The following is a 23,030-nucleotide window of genomic DNA, read 5'->3' on the forward strand; positions in this document are numbered from 1 at the left end:
CCGTCGTGCGCGACGCGACCGCCCGGCGCCTGTCTCGTCTGCACATCGCGGTGTATCGCGCGACCCGTGGCGTGCTGGGACGTCGGTTGGTGCGCAACGACATGCTGCTCCTCACGACGACGGGGTCGCGCACCGGCCGCGCGCACACCGTCCCCCTGCTCTACCTGCACGACGAGGAGAAGCTGGTGGTCATCGCGTCGTGGGGCGGCCGGCCGCGGCACCCGCAGTGGTACACGAACCTGGTCGCGCATCCCGAGGTTACGGTGCAGGTGCGCGGCCGGCGCTGGCCGGCCCGGGCCCGCACGGCGAACCCGGACGAGCGGGCCGTCTGGTGGCCCCGGGTGCTCGCGGCGTACAAGGGTTACCGTCTCTACGAGTCGAACACCGACCGCGTCATCCCGGTGGTGTTCCTCGAACCCCCGTTTCCATGATCATGGGAGGGTGGCGCCATGGAGCGTTCCTACGTGGTGACCGGAGGCGGCCGCGGCGTCGGCCGGGCTGTCGTGGAGCGGCTGCTCGCTGACGACGGTGCCGTGGTCGCCGTCGAGCTGGACCCGCGGGCGCTGGAGTGGGTCGACGGCCACCCGGCGGCATCGCGGGTGATGGCCGTGACCGGCAGCGCCGCCGACCCGGCCGCCGCGGAGAGGGCCGCCGACCTGGCCGAGGCCGCGGCGCCGCTGGCCGGGTGGGTCAACAACGCGGCGGTGTTCCGCGACGCGTCGGTGCACACGACCGACGCCACCGAGATCTCCCGGTTGATCGCGCTGAACCTGGACCCGGCCGTGGTCGGTTGCACCACGGCGGTGCGGCGGTTCCTCGCCGCAGGCCGCGGCGGCGCCATCGTCAACGTGTCGTCGCATCAGGCGCAGCGGGCGGTGCCCGGCTGCACCCCGTACGTCACGGCGAAGGCGGCCATCGAAGGGCTGACCCGGGCGCTGGCGGTGGAGTACGGCCCGCGCGGCGTGCGGACGAACGCGGTGGCGCTGGGCTCGATCTCGACGGAGCGCTACGGCGCGTTCCTCGCCGGGCTCGACGACGCGGCCGCTGCGAGCATCGAGGACCAGATGGGCCGGCTGCACCCGCTCGGCCGGGTGGGGCGCGGTGAGGAGGTGGCCGCCGTCGTGGCGCACCTGCTGTCCGACGACGCCAGCTTCGTCAACGGCGCGACGGTTCCGGTGGACGGCGGCCGCGCGGTGCTGGCCCAGGACCCGGAGACCCGCGGCTAGCCGCACGCGGCGGCGTCACATGTCGGCCGGATCCATCACCCGCCGCACCTCGACGAGGTCGAGGGCGGCCTCCGGGACCATGGCCGCGATCTCGGTGGCCCGCTCGACGGAGTCGCACTCGACCAGGTAGAAGCCGGCCAGCACCTCCTTGGCCTCGGTGAACGGGCCGTCGGTGACCGCGGGCGAGCCGTCGCGCACCCGCACCGTCCGCGCGTCGGTGGTGGTGAGGCCGTTGCTGGCGACGAACTCGCCGGAGGCCTGGAGCGCCGCGGTGAGGTCGCGGTGGACCCGCATGTGGGCGTCGTACGCGTCGTCGTAGACCTGCTTCCAGGTGTCGTCGTTGCCGTAGATCAGCAGCATGTACTTCACGAGTCGCAGCCTAGGTGCTGGCGCCGACAGCATCCATAGAATGGGCGGGTGGCCCGACCCAACAGCACCGTGGTGGTCGTCGTGGGCGAGAGTGCCGGCGGCGTCGTCGCCGGGCTCGACGGGCTGGCCAACGTCCGCGCCGTCACCGACGCCGATACCGTCGGCCTCGCCGTCGGTCGGTCGCACTCGGCGTACGTCGTGCACCACGCCGACCCGCTCGCCGAGGTCGGCGCCGCCTGGGCCGGCTTCTTCGACGGCACCGCGCCCACCGGCACGCTGGAGGTGGCGGTCGAAGCCGCGCTCGCCCGGCTGCGCACCGACGCGGTCACGCTGCCCGACTACTACGTCGTCCTCGACCCCGACGGGCTGGCCGACACCGCCAAGCACTGGTGGTTCGGGGTACTGGCCGGCGCCTCGCCGAACCGCGTCGTCCCATCCGCTGCGTCCGTCGGCGCCGTCCGCGACGTGCTGTCCGCGCTGGCACCCGGGCGCTGGTGGCCAGACCCGCCGGACGAGTGGTTGCACGGCCTCGCCCGGGTCGTCCCCGACCGCGCCTTGCACTGAGCGCATCTACGCACCGGACCGGTACACCACCAGGATGCTGGGTGCTCCACCATGGTTGTAGGCATGGTGGGGCGCAGGAACGCCTGGTGATGTCACCGATCGTTGATGATCATGGCGGGACGAGGAGGGCGGTCCTGAGCACCTACGGCCTGGACGACGCCAGGTACGCGGTGCACGCCGAGCGCTGGACCGCGTGGTGGGCCGATCGCTACCCGGCCGCCGCGGCCTGACGGTCGCGGTACGCGCGGACCTTCGCGATGCTGCCGCAGGAGCGTCCGTCCGGGCCGCCGGCGGTCATGAGGCACCACCGCTTGCTTGCGTTGCGGGTGTGGTCGTAGAACACCCAGCGGCAGTCGGGGCACGCCTTAAGCCGCGCCCACCGCCCGGACCCGACGGCCGTCAGCACCGCGGCGAGCACGTCGCCGGCCCGGCCTGCTGAGTGCCGGTAGGTGATCTCGCCGTCGCTGACAAGTGGCCGCAGGTTGAGCCGGTCGATCCACCGGTTGGCGACGGCGTCCGTGCCGGTGCTGCCCTCGACGGCGGCGCGCAGGTCGTCGCGGAGGTCGCGCACGGTGCCGCGGTCGCCGGCCGCGACTTCGGCGTCGTCGGCGTACGCATCGAAGCGGTCGTCGGGCTCGCGGGTGTCGTTGGGGATGAGCCAGCTGTTGAGCAGCGTGCGCACCGGCTCGAGCTCGGCCGGCGCCTCCTGGGCGACGTTAACCACTCAACGAGTTTAGCGGTTGCTACGGAGCTCGACGAGGTGTTAACTGACTTACATGTTCACCGGTTACAGCGCGGAACCACTGACCCGCGACGTGATGTGGACGGCGCTGAGCTGGCCGGCCATCGAGCACCTCGATCTGCGCGCCGACCGGAGCTCGGTGGTCGCCGACGCTGTCGTCGTCGCCCTGGACGGCCGGCCCACCCGGCTCGGCTACCGGATCGTCGCCGCGCCGGACTGGACGGTCCGGCGCCTGGAGCTGCGCCCGCACGGCGAGCCCGACCTCGTCCTCGAGCGACGGGCGGGCGACCGCTGGTACGACGGCGCCGGTGTCGAGCGGCACGAGCTGGCCGGCTGCGTCGACGTCGACATCGCGCTGACCCCGTTCACCAACACGCTTCCGATCCGCCGGGTGGGCCTGGCCGCCGGCGACTCCGCCGACCTGCGCATGGTTTACGTCCAGGTGGAGCACGGCTTGGACGTCATCGCGGTGGACCAGTACTACATGCGGCTGGGCGCGGACACCTACCGCTACCGGTCCGGTGACTTCACCGCGGACCTGACGGTGGACGTCGACGGCCTCGTCATCGACTACCCGGGACTGTGGCGCCGCCTGGTCTGACCAGCGCGTAGACGTCGTCGGGCGGCATCCCGCCGCCGGCGGCGAGCTCGGTCGCGAACGCGGCGTCGCTCAGGACGGCCCGGGCGGCCGCGTCGATGCGGTCGACGTCGCCACGCTCGGCCGGCGGCAGGGGTCTCCCGACCGACGCGCGCAGCGCCGCGGCCGCGCCCAGCAACCGGGCCGCCTGGGCGGCACCGTCAGGGGTGCCCGTCGACGCGCGGGCACCAGCCAGACCCTCCACGGCCAGGGCGATGGCGCGGTGGTCGCCGGCGGAGCGGGCGCAGGCCAGGCCGTCGAGATGCAGGGCGAGCGCGGCGTCGGCGTCACCGCGGAGCTCGGCCACGAAGCCCAGCTCCGCGAGGATCAACGCGGCACCCATCTGCCCGTCGATGTCGAGGCACCAGTCCAGCCAGGCACGCAGGTGGTGCTCGGCGTCGTCGAGACGGCCCGCGCGACGGTCGCCGAGGGCCAGGCCGACCTCGGCGAACTGCTCGCCGCGACGGTCGCCGTGCCGGGCCGCGAGGCGCCGGGCCCGCTCGTGACGGTCGGCCGCGGCGGCGAGGTCACCGCGCAGCAGCGCGATCCTGCCCAGGCCGGACAGCCGCTGCGCCAGCTCGGTCCACAGGCCGAGCTCGCTGGCGATACGCACGCCGTCACGGTGCAGCCGCTCCGCCTCCCGGTAGTCGCCACGGACCTCCGCCCAGACCGCCAGCGTGCCGCTGACCTGCAGCTGCCCCCAGCGGTCGCCGAGCTCGCCGAAGATCGCGGCGCTCTGCTCGGCCGAGCGCCGGGCGGTGGCCGAGCCGACGCCGGGCCGGACTTGATCGGCGCGGAGGCTGAGAGCGGCCGCGACACCCCAGCGATCGCCGAGGCGGCGGAACTCGACCAGGGCAGCGGCCACCCGGCGGGCGTGCAGCTCCAGCCGGCCGGCGCCGGCGAGCACGAGGCTGAGAAACCATCGCGCGCGGGCTCGGCCTGCGGAGTCGTCGACACCGTCGAACCGGGCCAGCGCGGCCTCGGCCGAGTCGGCGGCACCGGGGTCGTCGCCGGTCAGCACCGCGAACCCTGCCCGCCAGGCCGCCGTGCGAGCCCGGGCGGCGGCAGCGTCGGGACCGGCGGGCACGCCGTCGCCCAGCGACTCGACGGCCGCAGCCGACCGCAGCGCCTCGCCGAGCCGCCCGCGCAGGAACCAGTACCACGCCAGCGCGTCGACCAGCCGGTGCGCCAGCGCCGCGTCGCCGGACCTCACCGCGCTGTCCAGGGCGGCGCGCAGGTTGGCCGACTCCGCGTCCAGCCGCTCCAACCAGCGCCGCTGCTCCGGGCCGCGCAGCTCGCGGTCGGCCCGCTCCGCCAGCGCCAGGTAGTGCTCGCGATGCCGCCGTTCGACGGTGTCCAGCTCACCCGCCGCGCGCAGCTGTTCGGCGCCGTAGGCAGCCACCGACTCCAGCAGCCGGTACCGCGGCCCGGCCGGCGACGGGACGGCCATGACGAGCGAGCGGTCGACCAGGCGCGCCACCTGCGCGGCCACCGGTCCGGGCCGGACGTCGTCGTCGGCGCAGACGGCCTCGGCGGCGGCGAGGTCGCAGCCACCGGCGGGCACCGCGAGCCGGCGCAGCACGACGCGCTCGGCGTTGGTGAGCAGATCCCAGCTCCAGTCGATGACCGCACGCAGCGTCCGCTGCCGCTCCGGCGTGCCGCGCCGGCCGGCGGCGAGGAGACCGAACCGGTCGTCCAGGCCGGCCAGCAGCTCGCGGGTACCGAGCGCGCGCACCCGGGTGGCCGCCAGCTCCAGCGCCAGCGGCAGGCCGTCGAGCCGGCGGCAGATGGCGGCGACGTGCTCGGCGTCGGCGGTGCCGGCGTCGAACCCGGCGGAGGCCGCCCGCTCGAGGAACAGCTCCGCCGCGCCCGCGGGGTCGAGCGCGGGGACGGGGTGCACCACCTCGCCGGGTAGTCCCAGCGGCTCCCGGCTGGTGGCGAGCACCCGCACGCCCGGCGCGGCCCGCAGCATGCGATCGGCCAGTGCCGCGACCGCCTCGACCAGGTGCTCGCAGTTGTCGAGCACCAGCAGCACCTGCCGGCTGCGCAGCGCGTCGGCGAGCCGGTCGGCCGGGGCGGCGACGGCGTCGGCGCGCAGGTCGAGCGCGGCGGCGACAGCCTCGGCGACGACGGCGACAGCGTCAGGTCCGGCCCCCGCACCCGATCGGGCGGGCACGCGCAGACCGGCCAGCTCGGCCAGCCAGACCCCGTCGCGAACCGTGGCGGCCTGGTTCAGCCGGTGCGCGACCTCAAGGGCGAGACGGGTCTTGCCGACGCCGCCCGGCCCGGTCAGCGTGACCAGCCGGTGGTGCCCGAGCAGCTCGCGCACCCGGTCGGCGGTGTCGTCGCGGCCGATCAGCCTGGTCAGCGGCGTCGGCAGGGTGGTGCCCGTGCTGTGTGCGCCGGAACCGGCGGCCGCTCGCGACGCCGTCAGCGCCGGATCGTGCCGGAGCATCGCGCCGTGCAGCTCGGCGAGCTCCGCCGACGGGTCGGCGCCGAGCTCGTCGGCCAGCCGTTCGCGCAGCTCGGCATAGGCGGCCAGTGCCTGCGCCGGACGGCCGGCGCCGTAGAGGGCCCGCAGGTACATCGCCCACAGCCGCTCGCGCAGCGGCTGCGCCTCGGCCTCGGCGGCCAGCTCAGCCGCGACGGCCGCGTGCTCACCGAGGTCGAGCCGGGCGGCGGCCAGATCCTCGACCGCTACCAGCCGCTGTTCCTCCAGCCCGCGGGCGGCCGGGTGCAGGAACGCGTGATCGGCGACGTCGGCGAACGCCGGGCCGCGCCACAGCTCCAGCGCCGTGGTCAGCAGCTCCGCTCGCACCGCCGGGTCGTCGTGGCCGCGGGCCTGGGTGAGCAGTGCCGCGAACCGGCCGGCGTCGACGTCGGCGGCGTCGGCCAACAGCTGGTAGCCCGCCGGCCGGAACACGACCAGCTCACGGCCGCCGGGCTCGCCGGCACCGAGCGCCTTGCGCAGTTGCGACACCTTGGTCTGCAGCGCGCCGGTGGCGTCCGCCGGCGGGCGGCCGTCCCACAGGTCGTCGACCAGCCGGTCGGCTCCCACGGGCCGGCCGCGGCTGGCCAGCAGCGCCGCCAGCAGCAGCCGGACTTTCGCTTCGGGGACGCGCACCACGACCCCGGCGGCCGCGGTGACCTCGAGCGGGCCGAGCACCCCGAAACGCACGTCACCACGGTAGTCGAGCCCGCCGACAGCGACCGCGCGCTGACCGTGAGCCGGTCGTGAGCGGATCGAAAGCACCCTCGCCGACTGTGGAAGCCGCTGAAGACGACACGAAGGAAGGACCACGATGTCCCAGAACGACCGCCCCGCAGTGACGCTCCTCGGCCTCGGCGCGATGGGCCGGCCGATGGCACGGGCGCTGCTCGGCGCCGGCCATCCGACCACGGTCTGGAACCGGACGCCGTCGCGCGCCGACGAGCTGGTGGCGGCAGGCGCGATCCGCGCGGACACGGTCGCCGACGCCGTCACCGCCAGCCCGCTGGTGCTGGCGTGCCTGCTGAACTACGAGGTTACCTATGAGCTCCTGGAGCCGGTTACCGAGCACCTGGCCGGGCGGACGCTGGTCAACCTCAGCACGGGCACACCGCAGGAGGCACGGGACATGGCCGCTTGGGCCGCCGGGCGCGGGATCGACTATGTCGACGCCGGCATGATGGCGACTCCTCCGATGATCGGCACCGAGGCGTCACTGTTCCTCTACAGCGGCTCCGACACCGGCTTCGAGCGGTACCGGCCGACGCTGGAACTGTTCGGGGTGGCTCGCCACCTCGGCGCGGACGCCGGCCGGGCCTCGCTCTACGACCTGGCCCTGCTGTCGTCGATGTACGCCATGTTCGCCGGGTTCCTGCACGGCGCCGCGCTGGTGAGTACCGCGGGCATCTCCGCGGCGGACTTCGCCGAGGCGGCCGGGACGTTCGTGCGGGCGACGTCGGTGTCCTTGCCGGCCGCGGCCGAGCTCATCGACAGCGGGGACTACACGACGGACGTGCAGAGCGTGGACTTCAACAAGGCCGCCCTCGACCGGATCGTCCAGGTCAGCATGGATCATGGGATCGGCGTCGACGTGGTGGCGCCCATCAAGGCGCTGCTGGACCGGCAGGTCGCCGAGGGCCACGGCGCGGAGTCCTTCGACCGCATCGTCGAAGGCATCAAGCACCCCGGGCCGTGACTTTGCGGGCGGCCCGGGGCGGATGACGGCGCGGTGGCGCTCAGCCCTCGCGTGGCACGTCGCCGCGCCAGCTGCCGGACTCCATGCCGCGCGCCTCGATGAACTCCTTGAAGTCCTCCATGTCCTGCTCGACAGCCCGCGAGACCACGCCGGCCTTTTCGCCGATCTTCTCCGTCATGCCCTCGGGCTCCACCTCCAACTGGAGCGTCACCCGGGTGGTGGCGTCGTCGAGCTTGTGGAAGGTGACGACGCCGGCTTGGCCGACGCCTTCGATCGAGCGCCAGGCGATGCGTTCTTCCGGGTGCTGCTCGGTGATCTCCGCATCGAACTCGCGCTTCACCCCGGCGATCTTCACCGTCCAGTGCAGGTGACGGTCGTCGAGCTGGCGGATCGACTCGACGTCCCGCATGAACTTCGGGAACTCCTCGAACTGGGTCCACTGGTTGTACACAGTGGAGATCGGGACGTTCACATCAACGGACTTGGTGGCCGTGCTCATCGATGCTCCTCTCGTCGGATTCGTGCTTCTCTCCTCCCATACCCGTCGGCATCACCGGCATGCGGCGCGGCCGGCCGGGGTACGTCGCCCTGACGACGGCGTAAGGGGGTGGGCGATGCGGCTGCGCAGGTGGGACCCGCAAGGGTCGGCGATCCGCCGTCGTCGGCGCGGCCAGGGCTTCAGCTATGTCGGCGTCGACGGCGAGCCGCTGGCCGATGAGGAAGCGCTGAGCCGGATCCGCGGGCTGGTGATCCCGCCCGCGTGGCGGGACGTGCGGATCTGCCCCTGGCGCAACGGCCACCTGCAGGCCGTCGGCACCGACGATGCGGGGCGCCGCCAGTACCTGTACCACCAGGCCTGGCGGGAGCAACGGGACCGGGAGAAGTTCGAGCGGGTCCGCGAGTTCGGGCGAGCGCTGCCGAAGGCTCGTGCGCGCATCGCGGCGGACCTGGCTACCCGTGGCCTCAACCCGCGCCGGGTGCTCGCGGCGGCGGCCCGGCTGCTGGACATCGGGTTCTTCCGGATCGGCAGTGAGGCCTACGCACAGGAGAACGGATCGCACGGCCTGGTCACCGTGCTCCGCGAGCATGTCGACGTGAACCGGTCCGGCTGCGTCGTCTTCGACTACCCGGCGAAGTCCGGCAAGGAGCGCGTGCAGGCCATCGCCGACCACGACGTGGTGGCCGTCATCCGGGCATTGATGCGCCAGCGCGAGCCGGGCCAGACGCTGCTGGCCTACTACGCCGGCCGCGAATGGCACTCGGTGTCCTCGGCGGAGGTGAACGAGTACCTGCACGACATCGTCGGCGACGAGAACACCGCCAAGGACTTCCGCACCTGGCACGGAACCGTGCTCGCCGCGGTCGCGCTGGCGGCGGCCGACGATCCGACCCGGCCGAGCCGGACCGCGCGCCGGCGCGCCGAGAGCCGCGCGATCAAGGAGGTCGCCGAGTACCTCGGGAACACGCCCGCGGTCTGCCGGTCCGCCTACGTCGACCCGGCAATCGTCGAGGCCTTCGAACAGGGCCAGACCATTCGACCGGTGCTGGAGACGCTCGGTGCGGAGGACGTGCTGGTCGACGAGGCCGACCGTGAGCGAGTGGAACGCGCCGTCCTCGACCTGCTGGACGGACGGTGAGGCGCCCCGGCCGCTCGGGTCGCCCGCGCGGCCGTACCGACATGACCTACTCGACCGGTGCGATGACGAGACCGCGCCCGGCCGCGCGGCGCTCGCCCCAGGCGTAGAGGGCTTCCAGGACCGGGGTCAGGCTGCGCCCCTCCGGGGTGAGGTCGTAGGAGACCGGCGCCGGTACCCCGTCGTGCACCGTGCGGGCGACCAGGCCGTCGCGTTCGAGCTGTCGTAGCCGCTGGGTGAGCACCTTCTCCGTCACATCGGGCATCTTGCGGCGCAGCTCGCCGTAGCGGTGCGTTCCTTCCTTGAGATGGGCGAGGATCACCGGGGTCCAGCGCCCGCCGATGACGTCGACGGTCACCTCGACCGGGCAGTAGTAGCGCTTGCGGGGGATGCTCATGCGCGGGTCACCTCCACGCACCTCAAGGTACGTTCTTGTCGCGGGCGGCTCGGTGGTGGTCGACTTGCCGGGTGATCGTCGAATACATCCGGTACCGGATCGAGGCTGCGGCGGCCGAGGAGTTCGAAGCGGCCTACCGGCGGGCCGGGGCGGTGCTGCGCGAGGTGCGTGAGTGTGTGGACTTCGAGCTCACCCGATGTGTCGAGGCGCCGGAGCAGTACGTCGTGCGCATCCGCTGGACGTCCGCCGAGGCGCACCTGAGCGGGTTCCGGAACGGCCCGGCCTTCGCCCGCTTCTTCGAGCAGGTCCGGCCGTACGTCGACGCGATCGAGGAGATGCGGCACTACGAGACCACCGGCGTCGGCGGTGGCGGCGGCTGCGTGCCCACGCTGTACGAGTGGGCGGGCGGTGCACCGGAGCTCGAGCGGCTGTTCACGACGTTCTACGGCAAGGTGGTCGACGACCCGCAGCTGGGGGCGCTGTTCGACGGCATGGATCCGGAGCATCCCCGGCACGTCGCCGCCTGGCTCGGCGAGGTGTTCGGCGGACCGGCGGCTTACTCGCAGGAACGCGGCGGGCACGCGCACATGGTCGGACGGCACCTGGGCAAGGGCATCACCGAGCCACAGCGGCGCCGCTGGGTGTCGCTGCTGCTCGACACCGCCGACGAGGTGGGGCTGCCGGCCGACCCGGAGTTCCGGGCGGCCTTTGCCGGCTACCTGGAGTGGGGGAGCCGGATGGCGGTCGTGCTGTCGCAGCCCGGCGTCCGGCCGGGTCCGGCCGAACCGATGCCGGCGTGGAGCTGGCCGCTGCCGCCGTGGCAGCCCGACCCGAGCCGGTGACACTCACCGGTGTCGGGTCTACCGTGAGCTCATGGCGAGCTGGGACGACGTGCGCCACATCGCGATGGCGCTGCCGGAGGTCACCGAGATCACCCGCCGCGAGGACCCGCCACTGGCGCAGCCCCCGAGCTCGCCGAGCTGATCGTAAAGGCCTGGCTGCATCGAGCCCCAAGCGGCTGGCAAAGGACTACCTCGCGCCCAGGACGACCAGCGGTGAGGTTTGCGTTCGAGCGCGCTCAGACTTCTACCGTCGCGACCATGAACACATCGACGGACACGTTCACGTGGATCATCACCGGCGCATCGCGCGGGTTCGGGCGCGCGATCGCCGAGCGGGCGCTGAGGCAGGGGGACGCCGTCGTGGCGGCGGTGCGTCGCCCGGAGTCGGTGGACGAACTGACGGCGCGGTTCCCCGGCACGTTCGCCTCCGTGCCGTTCGACGCCCGCGACGCCACGCTGGCACGCCCGCTCGTCCGGGCGGCCCTGGACCGCTTCGGGCGGATCGACGCCCTCGTCAACAACGCCGGCCGAGGACTCGTGGGCGCTGCCGAGGAGGTCAGCGACGCGGAGCTCCGCGAAGCCATGGAGCTGCACTTCTTCGTTCCGGCGGCGCTCGTGCGTGCGGTGCTGCCGGTCATGCGCGAACAGGGGAGCGGGACGATCGTGCAGATGAGCAGCCAAGGGGGACGGATGTCGTTTCCGGGGGTGGGAGCGTACTCGGCGGGCAAGTTCGCCCTCGAAGGATGGTCCGAGGCGCTGGCCGGAGAGGTCGCGCCGTTCGGCGTCCGCGTCATGATCGTCGAACCGAGCCGGTTCCGTACCGCCTTCAACGCGGCCGACGTCCTCGCCGTGACTGACGTCAGCCCCGTCTACCGAGACGTGCTCGCGACAGTCCGCGGCGACCTGGCCGGTGCCGATGGCATCCAGGAAGGCGACCCGGTGCGGGCCGCGGACGTGATCGTCGATCTGGTGCACGGCGACGGACCACCGCTGCGGCTGCCGCTGGGTGCGGAGGCCGTCGAGCGGATCGGCGCCTCGTACGGCGCCAACCTGACGGCGTTGCGACAGTGGGCGGACACGGCCCGCGCGACCGACTTCCCGGACGCGCCACCGTCCTCGCGTCCGGTCTCCTCCTGGGTGGGCTCGGTCTGATGGCCGTCCAGGACCTGATGGGCAAGGCGCTGGCCGCGCTGGCCGAGCTCGACGGGCCGATGTCGGTCGAGGTGATCCACCGGCTCGCCGACACCGGCGGCGACGTCGACGAACCCAGGACGATCGCCGAGGTGGCCGACCTGCTCGACATCTCCCCGCATACGTTGCGGTACTACGAGCGGGCCGGCCTGGTCCACGTCGACCGCGACAGCAGCGGCCACCGCCTCTACAGTGCGGAGGCGGTGCGCCGGCTCGTCTTCCTGACCAGGATGCGCCTGTCCGGCATGGCCATCCGGGACCTCCAGCACTACGTGCAGCTGGTGGACGCCGGGGACACGACCGTGCCCGAACGCCACGACATGCTCCTCGAACATCGCGACACCATCCGCCGCCAGCTCCGCGAGCTGACTCTCTCGCTCGCCGCCACCGAGTACAAGATCGCTACCTATGGCGGGCACACCGGCGACGTGGCCATCTAGCGGCGGGGTCAGCCGACCGGCTCCAGCACCTGGGCGGGCTCGGCGTCGCCGGAGCCGGCGGTTCGCCCGTGCGGCAGCGCCAGTGCGGCCACCGCGCCCAGCGCGACCACCCCGGCGCCCACCAGGACCGACACCGTCGCCGCGTCCACGTAGTCCGTCGGCGTCAGCTCGCCGCCGGTGGCGGTGAACACGGCTGTCAGTGCCGCGATGCCCAGGGCGACGCCGACCTCGCGCAGCGCGGAGTTCGTGCCGGAGGCCTTCGCGTTGTCCTCGTCGCGCATGGTGGCGAGGACGGCGGTGGCGCTCGGCGCGAAGACCAGGCCCATGCCGACGCCGGCCAGGACGAAGGCGCCGACCAGCCGCGCGTACGAGACGTCCTCGGTCATCACCGCCGCGATCCACGACAGCCCGGCCGCGACGAGGACCAGGCCCGCCGTGATGGGCGCCCGGGTGCCGATCCGCGGCACCGCCAGCCCGGCCAACGGCGCCACGACCATCGGCGCCATGGTCCAGGGAAGGGTCAGCACGCCGGCCTCGAGCGGGCTGTAGGCCTGCACGATCTGCAGGAACTGGATCAGGATGAAGATCGCCCCGAAGACGCCGAAGCTGAACAGCACGCCGACCACGTTGGCCACCGAGAACGAGCGGTCGCGGAAGAGCCCGAGCGACAGCAGCGGGTCACGGACGCGCCGCTCCCAGGCAACGAAGCTCGCCAGCAACACCAGGCCGCCGACGAGCCCGCTCAGCACCTCGGTGCTCGTCCAGCCGGCCGCCTCGCCGCGGACGATGCCGAACACCAGGCCGAGCAGTCCGCCGCTGGCCAGCGAAACACCCACCAGGTCGATGCGGACCCGATGGCCGAACGACTCCGGCAGCGCGAACAGCACCAGCGGCAGCGAGAGCAGGCCGACCGGCACGTTCAGCCAGAAGATCGCGTTCCAGCTCAGACCCTCGACGACGGCGCCGCCGACCAGCGGTCCGACCGCCACGCCCAGGCCGGACACCCCGCCCCAGACGCCGATGACCATCGGCCGCAGCCGCGGCGCGACGGACGTGGACAGCAGCGTGAGCGACAGCGGCATCAGAGCCGCCGCGCTCGCGCCCTGAACCGCCCGGGCCGCGATGAGCTGCCAGGCCTCGGTGCTCAGCGCGCACAGCGCCGACGACGACGTGAACATGGCGACGCCGAGCGCGAACACCCGCCGTCGGCCGAAGCGGTCACCAAGGGCGACCGCCACGAGGATCAGGCCGGCGAATGCCAGCGTGTACGCGTTGACGAACCACTGCAGCTCCTCGATGGAGGCGTCGAGCTCCTGCCGCAGCACCGGCAGCGCGCTGGTCACGACCAGGTTGTCCAGTGCCGCCATGAACATCGGCAGCGATGCCGCCAGAACGATGAGCCAGGTCGGCCGGGCGCGCACGCTCATGCTCGCTCCTTGGTTGTCATTGAGTGATTACTTGAACAGTAGTAATCGGCTGATAACATGTCAACCGTGGAAGCTAGACAGCGAATCCCGGCGGCGGAGCGCCGCCAGCAGATGCTGGCTGCGGCCAGTGTCGTGTTCGGCGAGCGCGGCTACGCCGCGGCCACCACCGACCAGATCGCGGCCGCGGCCGGCGTCAGCCAGGCTTACGTCGTGCGCGTCTTCGGCGGCAAGGAGAACCTGTTCGTCGAGGTCGCCAGGCGGGCCATCGACCGCATCACCACGGCCTTCCGAGGCGCCATCGCGGAGTCCAACAGCACGGGGTCCGATGACCCGAAGCCGGTCGAGGCACGGTTGGGTGAGGCATATATCGACCTCATCGCCGACCGCGGCATCCTGCTCTCACTGCTGCAGATCTTCAGCCTCGGCCACGACCCGGTGATCGGTCCGATCGGGCGCGAGGGCTTCCTGTCGATCTACCGGGTGGTGCGCGACGAGGCCGGTCTCGCGCCGGCGGACGCCAGCCGTTTCATGTCGGAGGGCATGATGATCAACACCGTCCTGGCCCTGCAGCTTCAGGAGTCGCCGGACCCCGACGCCGCCGAGATGGTCACCGAGGTGTGCGGCGGCGATCTCGGTCGATTCCGATCTTTGGCTGGCACCTATCCAACAACCTGATATCCCTGTACATTTCGGACCGTCAGTTCGTCGGTCATGAAAGGTGCGGGCCATGGGGCGGATGGGTCTTCTGACAGTCGGAGTCATCGGAGCGGCCGCCGTGGTGGCGGCCCTGTCGGCACCACCCCCGACGACGGCGTCAGCCGCCGGCGCGGTGTCTGACGCCGTGTCGAGGAACGACATGGCGGCAGCGGCGGCGCCGTCGCACAGCGAGAAGATCATCTTCGACGGGGACGACGACGACATTCTCAACGGCATCGACTACCACTCGTTCCGCATCCCGGCTCTCGTCCGCACCACCGAGGACACCCTGATCGCGTTCGCGGAGGGCCGGGCGTCCACCAATGACGACTACGGCAACATCAACCTCGTCTACAAGCGGTCCACCAACGACGGCGCCACCTGGTCCAGCCTGGACGAGGTGGTCGGGTCCGGCCAGGGCGTCTGGGGCAACCCGACCCCTGTCGTCGACCACGAGACCGGCACCATCTGGCTGTTCATGAACCACCAGCCGGTCGGGTCGGACCCGGTGAACTCGTGGGACGACCGCCAGGTCTGGATGTCCTGGTCCATCGACGACGGCCTCACCTGGGCCGACCCGGTCAACATGTCCGCGACGTTGAAGCCGCGGACCCTCGCCGACGGGAGCAGCTGGAACTGGGACGCCGTCGGGCCCGGCGTCGGCATCCAGACTAGGGTCAGCAACCCGGGCCGCCTCGTCATCCCGGCACAGCACCGGCACATCTACAGCGACGACAACGGCGAGACCTGGCGGGTCGACGTCATGGAGACCACCTCCGGCGCGCCGATGGAGCAGACCAGCGAGGCCACCGTCCTCGAGCTGGCCAACGGGCAGCTCTACCGCAACGACCGTCCCATCAGGACCATCTGGGAGTCGTCCAAGCGGCGCTTCGTCTCGGTCGGCTCGATCGGCGGCGGGTTCACCCCGTACGCCGCCGCCAGCTGCCTGCTCGACCCCCACAACCAGGGCTCGACCATGCGCTACAACTCCGACGACCCCGCCCGGCTGGCCTTCGTGAACTCCGCCAGCACCACCACCCGCACCAAGATGCGCATCCGGATGAGCGAGGACGAGGGCCAGACGTGGAGCTACAGTCGTCCCTTCTCCGACGCGCCGCTGCCCCTGGGGGGTGTCGGCAACTACCACGAAGGCGGCTACTCCAGTATCGCCAAGACCGCCGACTTCCACGTCGGCGCGCTGATCGAGGTCAATGAGGACACCTCCGACAACGAGAACTCGCACCGCTCGATCGCGTTCCGCAAGGTCAACCTGCCCTGGATCCAGGCCGGCGTCGGCGAGCCCAACTGCGACGGCGGCCTCCCCTGACCCGCACCCACGTCCGGGTCCGGGCCTGCGATCGGCCACATCACCAGGCGTTCCCGCGCTCCACCAGGATTACGAGCATGGTGGAGCGCACACAATCCTCGTGATGTCTGCGATCGTTGACGATCACGAGGCACAGTGCGGCCAGGAACCGCGTGCGGTGGGCGTCAGAGGGTCTCGGCGACGGGGATGATGTCGGAGCCGATGCGCTCGATGTCGTCGAGGCGGGGAACGGTGGGGACGTAGCCGATCGCCGCGTCGACGCCGAGGTCGGCCAGGCGGCCGAGCTCGTCGATGAGCTCCTGGCTGCGTTTGCCGTCTTCGCCGACGTCGAGGACGTGGTAGACGGTCTTGGTGATCTCGTCGTAGTCGCGGCCGACGTCGGCGCAGTGCTGCCGGAGGACGTCGAGCTTGTGCGGTAGCTCAGGGGTGTTGAAGAGGTTGCAGGCCTGGGCGTACTGGGCCACCAGCCGCAGTGTCTTCCGTTCGCCGCCGCCGCCGATCAGGACGGGCGGGTGCGGCCGGCTCAGCGGCTGCGGCGAGTTGAGCAGCCGCTCGGCGGTGACGTGCGTGCCGGTGAACGGTCCGTCATCATCGGACCACAGCTGCCGGAGGTAGCGCAGGGTCTCTTCGAGCAGCTCGAACCGTTCAGCGGTGCGCGGGAACGGGAAGCCGAGGCCGCGGGACTCCTCCTCGTTCCAGCCGGCGCCGACGCCCATGATCGCTCGGCCGCCGGAGAGGACGTCGAGGGTGGTCACGGCCTTGCCGAGCAGGCCGGGCTGGCGGTAGTGGATGCCGGTGATGACGGTGAGCAGCTTGGCCCGCTCGGTGTGTGCGGCCAGGAAGCCCAGCGTCGTGTAGGCCTCGAGCATGTCCATGTCGGCCGGGCCGATCGGCGGGATCTGGAAGAAGTGGTCCATGACGGCGAGGTACTCGAAGCCTGCCTGGTCGGCGGTTCGAGCGACGGCGGTAAGGTCGCGGCCGAGGGCGGCGGGACCGTCCGGCCAGGTGAAGTTGGGGATCTGCAGGCCGAGCTTCATGATGGGGTGCTTCCTTCACTGACGGTGGTGACGACCGTCGAGGCGGTCGTGTGATGTGCTTTCGGGGGACGGGCAGCTGCAGCTGTTGAAGCGGAGGGGCCCCTCCAGATAACTATACGGAGGCTACCCTCCGTATTGCAACGGGGTTCAGGAGGCAGCCGATGGCGAACGCGGACAAGGAGGTCCACGCCGTCTTCGACCGACGGCCCAAGCGGGCCGACGCCCGGCGCAACTACGAGAAGCTGCTCGTGGCCGCGCGCGAGGCGTTCGCCGAGTCGGGCATGTCGGCGTCGCTGGAAGACGTCGCCCGGCGCGCCGGCGTCGGCATCGGCACGCTGTACCGGCATTTCCCGACTCGACGCGACCTGTTCGAGAGCGTCTACGTCGACGAGGTCGAGGCGCTGTGCCGCGCCGCCGACGAGCTGGCCGAGCTGCCGGCGTGGGATGCGCTGGCAGCCTGGCTGCACAGGTTCGTCACCTACACCGTTACCAAGCGCGCCGTCGCCGAGGCCCTCAACCACGAGTCGGCCATCTTCGCGTCCTACCGGTCGTCGATCCTCGCCGCGGGCGAGCCGCTGCTGCGACGAGCCCAGGAGGCCGGGACAGCCCGAGCGAACGTCATGTTCGAGGACGTCCTGCGGCTGGTGGGCGGCATCACCATGGGCCAGTTCTCCGACCCGGACCAGCTCGACCGGGTGCTCGGCATGGCGCTGGACGGGCTGCGGGTGCGGCCGTCCTGACGACGTCCCGCTCGTCAGGACAGCCGGTCAGGGCAGCACGGGAGCCAGCTCCGCGGCGGTGACCCGGCCGTCGTCGAGCTGGAGGATGCCGACGGTGCCGTGCGGCTGGCGGCGCTTGTCGGTGGGCGAGCCGGGGTTGAAGACGCGGAAGCCGCCGGCGGTCTGGTCCCACGGGATGTGGGAGTGCCCGAACACGACCAGGTCGGCGTGGGGAAACCGGGCACGAAGGCGGGGCAGCCGGCCGGAAGCCGGGCCGCTGTCGTGGAGCATCGCCACCCGGACTCCGGCGAGCGTGAGGTGCAGGACTTCCGGTGCTCCCCACGCCGCGACGTCCGGCCCGTCGTTGTTGCCCAGCACCGCGTGCACCGGCGCGAACGCGGACAGCTCGTCCAGCACGTCGGGCGTGCACACGTCGCCGGCGTGCAGGATGACGTCGACGTCGTCGAGCAACCGCGCCACCGCGGGCGGGCAGCGCCTCCAGAACCGCGGCGCGTGGGTGTCGGAGAGCACGCCGACGCGGATGGAGGCCATCGGACCAGCCTAGATGGAATTCGTTGCCGCCGGCGGGTTGACCGGATCCCGGTTTTTGATCATGGTGAAAGGCACAACCGAATACGGGAGTCCCGGCCGGGACGACCCACCAGATGGGTACCTGGCCGGCCGTGCTCCAGGTCGCCGGGCGCCCCGAGACAGGGAGGCAAGTCCGGTGTCCTTGTGGCACGAGTGGCGATGCTCACCAGCCCGATTCCGTCGTTGGCTGGTGAGCCCGCGCAGGCAGTATCAGGTCGCCGGTCTGGCACTCGGCCTGATGGTCGCCGTCGCGGTCCTACTCACACGGGTGGGTGGGTAGTCGACTCCGATGAGTCTCGGAGACCACCGTCGGGCGCCCGGACCAGGCGGCCCAGCGGGTCCTCCGGGATGCGCAACGGCCCGGGTCATGCCGGGTCGTTGTGTGTGTGCCCTCACACCCTTGCCTTGACGCTGGCGTCAAGGTTTAGCGTCGAGGTATGCGAATCGGTGACCTCGCCAAGCGGGCTGGCACCACCACGCGAGCCCTCCGGTTCTACGAGGCGCAAGGCCTGCTGTCAGCGCGGCGCTCGTCCAACGGCTACCGCGAGTACGACGAGGACGACGTGCGCGTCGTCGAGGAGATCCTGATGCTCCAGCGCATCGGCTTCAGCCTCGACGAGACCCGCCCGTTCATCGACTGCCTGCGCGCCGGCAACGACAGCGGCGACGTCTGCGCGCCGTCCATCGAGACCTACGAGCGAAAGCTCGTCCAGCTGGACGCGTCGGTCGACCGCCTCACCGCCACCCGCGACCGGCTGTCCACCATGCTCAGCAGCGCCCGCGCCCGTTCAGTCGACACCCAGGAGTCGTGATGCCCCATACCAGCCGTGCCGGTGACGTCGTCGTCGTTGCCACCGACGACACCTTCGATCGCGACGTCCTCCAGCAGGACGGCCCGGTCCTGGTGGACTTCTGGGCGCAGTGGTGCCCGCCCTGCCACATGATCGCGCCGGTGCTGGCGGACCTGGCCCGGGAGCGGGCCGGCACGCTCACCGTCGTCAAGCTCGACACCGACGAGAACCCGGTCACCCCGGCCAACTACCGGGTGCTGTCGCTCCCGACGCTGATGCTGTTCCGCGGCGGTGAGGTGGTGCAGTCGCTGGTCGGCGCCCGTCCGAAGGCCCGCCTCCTCGCCGAGCTGGACGAGGCCTTGAGCTGGTGACCGGCGTCGGGCACGCGATCAGCTCCGCAGAGGGCGAGCGGGCGGTCGTCACCGAGGTCGCCGGTTCCGCGTCGTGACGTGGACTCCCTGGTTCCCGGGTACGGCCACGGCCTGGTGAGCCCCGCGCAGGTGGGGGCTGGCACGTCCGGTCCGACGATCCACCTACTGCACGCCCCGGACCCACGGGCCGGGAGGACCGCCTACGAGCTCGACTCCGGCGAGGTCAGTGCGGTGATCGCGCGGCTGGGGCCGGACGGCGCCACGGTGGGGTCCTGAGGCGGTAGCAGCACCCGGAACGTCGCACCTCGGCCCAGCGCCGACGCCAGCTCGACCCGGCCGCCGTGGGCGGCCACCAGTGCGGCGACGATCGCCAGGCCCAGCCCGCTGCCGCTGTCGCGGGTTCCGTCGGCGCGCGAGCGGGACGGGTCGGCGCGGTAGAACCGCTCGAAGACGTGTGCCGCGTCGTCCTCGCTCAGCCCGGGCCCGTCGTCGCGGACCTCCACGACCGCCCAGCCGTCCTCGGAGCCGCCGACGGAAACGTCGACGGTGGTGCCCGGCGGTGTGTGGACGGTCGCGTTGCGCACCAGGTTGTCGACGACCTGTCGCAGCCGTACCGCGTCGCCGACCACCGGCGGCACCACCCGCGCGTCCACGTGCATGCGCAGATCGTGCCGGCGGGCGAGCACCCGCGCGTCCAGCACCGCCTCCACCACGATCTGGACCAGGTCCACCGGCGCTCGGGCGATCACCGGCTGCTGGTCGAGGCGGGCGAGCAAGAGCAGGTCGTCGACCAGCAGCCCCATCCGGGCCGCCTCGTCCTCGACCCGGCGGATCAGCCGGCGCAGCCCGGCCTCGTCGCGGGCCACACCCTGCCGGTACAGCTCGGCGAATCCGCGGATCGACGTGAGCGGGGTGCGCAGCTCATGGCTGGCGTCGGCGATGAACCGGCGCATCCGCTGCTCCGACGCGCGGGCATCGCGCTCGGACACGCGGCGCGCCTCGAACGCGGCCTCGATCTGGCTGAGCATCGCGTTCAGCGACACGGACAGCCGGCCGACCTCGGTGCGCGGGTCGCGAGGCGGCACCCGACGGCTGAGGTCACCGGCCGCGATCGCCTCCGCGGTCTCCTCGACCTCCTCCAGCGGCCGCAGCCGGTTGCGCACCGTCCACCAGGCCAGCCCTGCCAGCGCGGCGAGTGCGAGCAGCGCGACGACGCCGTCGATCACCAGGAGCTGTGTGGTCGTCGCCTCCATGCCGTCCAGCGGCAGTCCGACCGCGACGGAGCCGATGCTCTCCTGCGGCAGCGCGATGACGCGCCAGGAACCGTCGCCGTCGGCGGAGTCGACGGTGAACGGCTCGCCGCCCAGCCGGGCGACGGTCTCGGCGTCCATGCGCGGCAGCTCGGGTCCGCTGTCGTCGAGCATCGAGTTGCCCGTCCACAGTTCGGTGCCGGCGTCGTCGAAGACCACGGCGTAGTAGTCCGCCGGCGGGCGGAACGGGCGTGGGCCGGTGTCGTCGACGGGAGGAATGCGCGGCTGGACGGAGAACTGCCGCGCGGACTGGATCAGCTGGTCGTCGGTGCGGTCCATGAGGTAGCCGCGCAGCACGGTCGCCGCGACGACGCTGGTGACCAGCACCGTCACGGCCGCCAGCACGACCACGGTGAGCAGCAGCTGGGTACGCAGGAGGGTGCGGTCGCGGCGTGCCCGCCACCGCCGGACGAGCCCGCGCAGCGACCGCTTCATGCGCGGGACCGGGCTCTCACAGCGAGGTCCGCGGGACCCGCAGGACGTAGCCGACGCCGCGGACGGTGTGCAGCAGCTTCGGCGAGCCCTGATCGAGCTTGCGCCGCAGGTACGACACATACGACTCGACGACGTTGGCGTCGCCGCCGAAGTCGTACGACCAGACGTGGTCGAGGATCTGCGCCTTGCTCAGGACCCGGCCCTGGTTGACCAGGAAGTACCGGAGCAGCTTGAATTCGGTCGGGGACAGGTCGACGGCGCGTCCGGCCTTCCACACCTCGTGGCTGTCGTCGTCCAGCTCGATGTCGGCGTAGGCGAGGCGGGCGCCGTCGCCGGCCGGACCGCCGTTGCCGCGCGAGCGCCGCAGGATCGCCCGGATGCGGGCCACCACCTCCTCGAGGCTGAACGGCTTGGTGACGTAGTCGTCGGCGCCGATGGTCAGGCCCATGACGCGGTCGTCGCTGGCGTCCTTCGCGGTGAGGAACAGCACCGGCACGTCGATGCGGTGGCTGCGTAGCTGCCGCACCACCGCGAACCCGTCCAGGTCGGGCATCAGGACGTCCAACACCACCAGGTCCGGCCGGTCCGCGAGGATGACCTCGAGTGCCTGCCGGCCGCTGCGCGCCGTCGTGACCTCGAAGCCGGCGTGGCGCAGGCTGGCGGCGAGCAGCTCGACGATGTTGGGTTCGTCGTCGACGACGACCAGGCGTCCGTCCGGGATCCGCGCGGGCATGTGTCGGATACTGCCCGGCCCGGTTGAGAGCCAGCTGACAGCTGGCTGTGTATTACCTGTGAGTTCGCACGGGGGGGTCATTCACAGCTGGTTCCCAGGATCGTCCCAGGGTCGTTCCAGGTACGCCCCCCAGCGTTTGACTCGGCACGCGGTCAGCGAGCCGGATGTCGGATGCGGAAGGTAGCGGACAGGTGCGGTTGTTACCGAGGTCTCGTCGGGTACGACGGGGGGTCGTCCTCCTGGGCGTGCTGGTCGCCGCGGTCGCGGTAGCCGGCGGGGCGTGGGCGGTGACGCGGGAGGAGCCCGCCGCCGAAGCGTCGAGCACGATCGTCGAGGCCACCGTCGGGACGTTCAGCGAGACGGTCACGAGCACCGGCACGTTCCAGCCCGCGCAGACCGCGGAGTTGGCGTTCGCGGTGAGCGGTGAGGTCACCTCCGTCCTGGTGGAGGAGGGCGACGTCGTCGAGGCCGGCCAGGAGCTGGCCACCGTCGACACCGTGACCCTGGACGCCGAGCTGACGGCGGCAGAGGCGGGTCTGGACGCCGCGCTGGAGCAGCTGGACTCCGACACCGAGGCCGGCGCCGCGGACACCCAGCTGGCCGCCGATGAGGCCACTGTCGCGGCCGCGGAGTCGCGGGTTGCCCTGGCCGAGGAGGCGCTCGACAACGCCACGCTGCGCTCCACGATCGCCGGCACCGTGGCGTCGGTGGATCTCGCGGTCGGCGACGACGTCACCGGCGGGTCGTCCGGGTCGGGGTCGACGGGGTCGACGGGTTCCACCGGGACCTCCGCCGGCTCGGACACCAGCACGACCACATCGTCCGCGCAGGTCACCGTGATGACCACGGACACGTTCGTGGTCGAGACCAGCGTGGGCAGCGCGGACCTGGGTCGCCTGGAGGAAGGGCTGCAGGCTGAGCTGACCCCGTCGGGAACGACCGACACCGTCTACGGGACCGTGAGCTCCGTCGGCCTGGTGGCGTCCAGCTCCAGCTCCGGCACGGCCACATTCCCGGTGGAGATCGAGGTGACCGGGCAGGTCGAGGGCCTCTATGCCGGCGGCAGCGCGGACGTCACGATCATCGTGTCCCAGCGCACTGACGTGCTCACCGTCCCGACCGCGGCGCTGAGCACCACCGAGGACGGTGCCACCACCGTCACCGTCGAGGTCGACGACGGCTCGCACGTCGAGACAACGGTCGAGATAGGCGCCAGCTTCGGCGTGCAGACCGAGATCGTCAGCGGGCTCGCCGAGGGCGACCAGGTGGTGGTCACCACCGCCGTGCCCGGCCGCGGCGGGGGCGACGACGGCGGCGGTTCGCCGGAGGAGGGCGAGCTGCCCGGCGGACGGGTCCCGGGCGGCGGG

At 72.1% G+C, this 23,030-nt stretch carries 26 protein-coding genes; 16 read left to right on the forward strand and 10 right to left on the reverse strand.

Annotated features, from left to right (window positions below; genetic code table 11):
- The first annotated feature begins 5 nt into the window (after window positions 1–5).
- A complete protein-coding gene (locus E1269_RS10800) occupies window positions 6–431 on the forward strand; it encodes a nitroreductase family deazaflavin-dependent oxidoreductase (RefSeq protein WP_131894228.1) in 426 nt (141 codons plus the stop codon).
- Between the two features lie 18 nt (window positions 432–449).
- Window positions 450–1,226 (forward strand): SDR family NAD(P)-dependent oxidoreductase, encoded by a 777-nt coding sequence (locus E1269_RS10805; RefSeq protein WP_131894230.1) that lies wholly within the window; start codon window positions 450–452, stop codon window positions 1,224–1,226.
- Between the two features lie 15 nt (window positions 1,227–1,241).
- On the opposite strand, the gene E1269_RS10810 is transcribed toward E1269_RS10805, so the two are convergent.
- Window positions 1,242–1,586, reverse strand: coding sequence for a YciI family protein (locus E1269_RS10810; RefSeq protein ID WP_239000856.1), 345 nt, complete (start codon window positions 1,584–1,586; stop codon window positions 1,242–1,244).
- Window positions 1,587–1,643: 57 nt separating this feature from the next.
- Between E1269_RS10810 and E1269_RS10815 the strand changes: the two genes are divergently transcribed.
- The gene (locus E1269_RS10815) at window positions 1,644–2,159 is read left to right on the forward strand and encodes a hypothetical protein (RefSeq protein WP_131894234.1); all 516 of its coding nucleotides are present in this window, start codon (window positions 1,644–1,646) and stop codon (window positions 2,157–2,159) included.
- Window positions 2,160–2,248: 89 nt separating this feature from the next.
- Entirely contained in the window at window positions 2,249–2,389 is a 141-nt protein-coding gene (locus tag E1269_RS32185) for a hypothetical protein (protein ID WP_162606344.1), read from the forward strand.
- On the opposite strand, the gene E1269_RS10820 is transcribed toward E1269_RS32185, so the two are convergent.
- A complete protein-coding gene (locus tag E1269_RS10820) occupies window positions 2,368–2,883 on the reverse strand; it encodes a CGNR zinc finger domain-containing protein (RefSeq protein WP_131894236.1) in 516 nt (171 codons plus the stop codon). The genes E1269_RS32185 and E1269_RS10820 overlap by 22 nt on opposite strands.
- Before the next feature lie 52 nt (window positions 2,884–2,935).
- Between E1269_RS10820 and E1269_RS10825 the strand changes: the two genes are divergently transcribed.
- Window positions 2,936–3,502, forward strand: a complete 567-nt coding sequence (locus tag E1269_RS10825) for a putative glycolipid-binding domain-containing protein (protein WP_131894238.1) — start codon at window positions 2,936–2,938, stop codon at window positions 3,500–3,502.
- Here E1269_RS10825 and E1269_RS10830 read toward each other — a convergent pair.
- Window positions 3,465–6,716 carry an AfsR/SARP family transcriptional regulator gene (locus E1269_RS10830; RefSeq protein WP_131894240.1) on the reverse strand — a complete coding sequence of 1,084 codons (3,252 nt, stop codon included), beginning with the start codon at window positions 6,714–6,716 and terminating at the stop codon, window positions 3,465–3,467. The genes E1269_RS10825 and E1269_RS10830 overlap by 38 nt on opposite strands.
- A gap of 124 nt (window positions 6,717–6,840) precedes the next feature.
- Here E1269_RS10830 and E1269_RS10835 point away from each other — a divergent pair, with 124 nt between their 5' ends.
- A complete protein-coding gene (locus E1269_RS10835) occupies window positions 6,841–7,722 on the forward strand; it encodes an NAD(P)-dependent oxidoreductase (RefSeq protein ID WP_131894242.1) in 882 nt (293 codons plus the stop codon).
- 40 nt (window positions 7,723–7,762) lie between these two features.
- Here the strand turns inward: E1269_RS10835 and E1269_RS10840 are convergent, their stop codons facing one another.
- Window positions 7,763–8,221, reverse strand: coding sequence for an SRPBCC family protein (locus E1269_RS10840; RefSeq protein WP_131894244.1), 459 nt, complete (start codon window positions 8,219–8,221; stop codon window positions 7,763–7,765).
- Between the two features lie 115 nt (window positions 8,222–8,336).
- Between E1269_RS10840 and E1269_RS10845 the strand changes: the two genes are divergently transcribed.
- Window positions 8,337–9,359, forward strand: coding sequence for a DNA topoisomerase IB (locus E1269_RS10845; protein WP_131894246.1), 1,023 nt, complete (start codon window positions 8,337–8,339; stop codon window positions 9,357–9,359).
- Between the two features lie 46 nt (window positions 9,360–9,405).
- Here the strand turns inward: E1269_RS10845 and E1269_RS10850 are convergent, their stop codons facing one another.
- Entirely contained in the window at window positions 9,406–9,753 is a 348-nt protein-coding gene (locus tag E1269_RS10850) for a winged helix-turn-helix transcriptional regulator (protein WP_131894248.1), read from the reverse strand.
- A gap of 71 nt (window positions 9,754–9,824) precedes the next feature.
- Here E1269_RS10850 and E1269_RS10855 point away from each other — a divergent pair, with 71 nt between their 5' ends.
- The 3 genes from E1269_RS10855 to E1269_RS10865 all read left to right on the forward strand — a co-directional run bounded on the left by E1269_RS10855 (window position 9,825) and on the right by E1269_RS10865 (window position 12,226).
- Entirely contained in the window at window positions 9,825–10,595 is a 771-nt protein-coding gene (locus E1269_RS10855; protein WP_131894250.1) for a group II truncated hemoglobin, read from the forward strand.
- Between the two features lie 258 nt (window positions 10,596–10,853).
- Window positions 10,854–11,747, forward strand: coding sequence for an SDR family oxidoreductase (locus E1269_RS10860; RefSeq protein WP_131894252.1), 894 nt, complete (start codon window positions 10,854–10,856; stop codon window positions 11,745–11,747).
- Window positions 11,747–12,226 carry a MerR family transcriptional regulator gene (locus E1269_RS10865; protein ID WP_131894254.1) on the forward strand — a complete coding sequence of 160 codons (480 nt, stop codon included), beginning with the start codon at window positions 11,747–11,749 and terminating at the stop codon, window positions 12,224–12,226. Before E1269_RS10860 ends, E1269_RS10865 begins: the two co-directional genes overlap by 1 nt.
- Before the next feature lie 8 nt (window positions 12,227–12,234).
- Here E1269_RS10865 and E1269_RS10870 read toward each other — a convergent pair whose 3' ends face one another.
- A complete protein-coding gene (locus E1269_RS10870) occupies window positions 12,235–13,653 on the reverse strand; it encodes a DHA2 family efflux MFS transporter permease subunit (RefSeq protein ID WP_131894256.1) in 1,419 nt (472 codons plus the stop codon).
- 66 nt (window positions 13,654–13,719) lie between these two features.
- Here E1269_RS10870 and E1269_RS10875 point away from each other — a divergent pair, with 66 nt between their 5' ends.
- On the forward strand, window positions 13,720–14,328 hold the full coding sequence (locus E1269_RS10875) for a TetR/AcrR family transcriptional regulator (RefSeq protein WP_162606345.1): 609 nt from the start codon (window positions 13,720–13,722) through the stop codon (window positions 14,326–14,328).
- A 166-nt stretch (window positions 14,329–14,494) separates the two neighbouring features.
- On the forward strand, window positions 14,495–15,676 hold the full coding sequence (locus tag E1269_RS10880; protein ID WP_162606346.1) for a sialidase family protein: 1,182 nt from the start codon (window positions 14,495–14,497) through the stop codon (window positions 15,674–15,676).
- A gap of 164 nt (window positions 15,677–15,840) precedes the next feature.
- Here E1269_RS10880 and E1269_RS10885 read toward each other — a convergent pair whose 3' ends face one another.
- Window positions 15,841–16,713, reverse strand: a complete 873-nt coding sequence (locus tag E1269_RS10885) for an LLM class F420-dependent oxidoreductase (protein ID WP_131894262.1) — start codon at window positions 16,711–16,713, stop codon at window positions 15,841–15,843.
- Window positions 16,714–16,874: 161 nt separating this feature from the next.
- Here E1269_RS10885 and E1269_RS10890 point away from each other — a divergent pair, with 161 nt between their 5' ends.
- Window positions 16,875–17,453: a TetR/AcrR family transcriptional regulator gene (locus tag E1269_RS10890; protein WP_131894264.1), complete on the forward strand. Its 579-nt coding sequence runs from the start codon at window positions 16,875–16,877 to the stop codon at window positions 17,451–17,453.
- Between the two features lie 27 nt (window positions 17,454–17,480).
- Here E1269_RS10890 and E1269_RS10895 read toward each other — a convergent pair whose 3' ends face one another.
- Entirely contained in the window at window positions 17,481–17,975 is a 495-nt protein-coding gene (locus tag E1269_RS10895; RefSeq protein WP_131894296.1) for a metallophosphoesterase family protein, read from the reverse strand.
- A 485-nt stretch (window positions 17,976–18,460) separates the two neighbouring features.
- Here E1269_RS10895 and E1269_RS10900 point away from each other — a divergent pair, with 485 nt between their 5' ends.
- Both E1269_RS10900 and trxA read left to right on the forward strand, forming a co-directional pair.
- Window positions 18,461–18,835 (forward strand): MerR family transcriptional regulator, encoded by a 375-nt coding sequence (locus E1269_RS10900; protein WP_131894266.1) that lies wholly within the window; start codon window positions 18,461–18,463, stop codon window positions 18,833–18,835.
- The gene (gene trxA / locus E1269_RS10905) at window positions 18,835–19,185 is read left to right on the forward strand and encodes a thioredoxin (protein ID WP_131894268.1); all 351 of its coding nucleotides are present in this window, start codon (window positions 18,835–18,837) and stop codon (window positions 19,183–19,185) included. The genes E1269_RS10900 and trxA overlap by 1 nt, the downstream gene beginning before the upstream one ends.
- Window positions 19,186–19,385: 200 nt before the next feature.
- Here trxA and E1269_RS10910 read toward each other — a convergent pair whose 3' ends face one another.
- Window positions 19,386–20,930 carry a sensor histidine kinase gene (locus E1269_RS10910; RefSeq protein ID WP_131894270.1) on the reverse strand — a complete coding sequence of 515 codons (1,545 nt, stop codon included), beginning with the start codon at window positions 20,928–20,930 and terminating at the stop codon, window positions 19,386–19,388.
- Between the two features lie 16 nt (window positions 20,931–20,946).
- A complete protein-coding gene (locus E1269_RS10915; RefSeq protein ID WP_131894272.1) occupies window positions 20,947–21,663 on the reverse strand; it encodes a response regulator transcription factor in 717 nt (238 codons plus the stop codon).
- A 245-nt stretch (window positions 21,664–21,908) separates the two neighbouring features.
- Between E1269_RS10915 and E1269_RS10920 the strand changes: the two genes are divergently transcribed.
- The coding region (locus tag E1269_RS10920) for an efflux RND transporter periplasmic adaptor subunit (RefSeq protein ID WP_162606347.1) at window positions 21,909–23,030 on the forward strand (1,122 nt) is incomplete at its 3' end.

The organism is Jiangella asiatica, from assembly GCF_004349065.1.
In the GTDB taxonomy this organism is placed as follows: domain Bacteria; phylum Actinomycetota; class Actinomycetes; order Jiangellales; family Jiangellaceae; genus Jiangella; species Jiangella asiatica.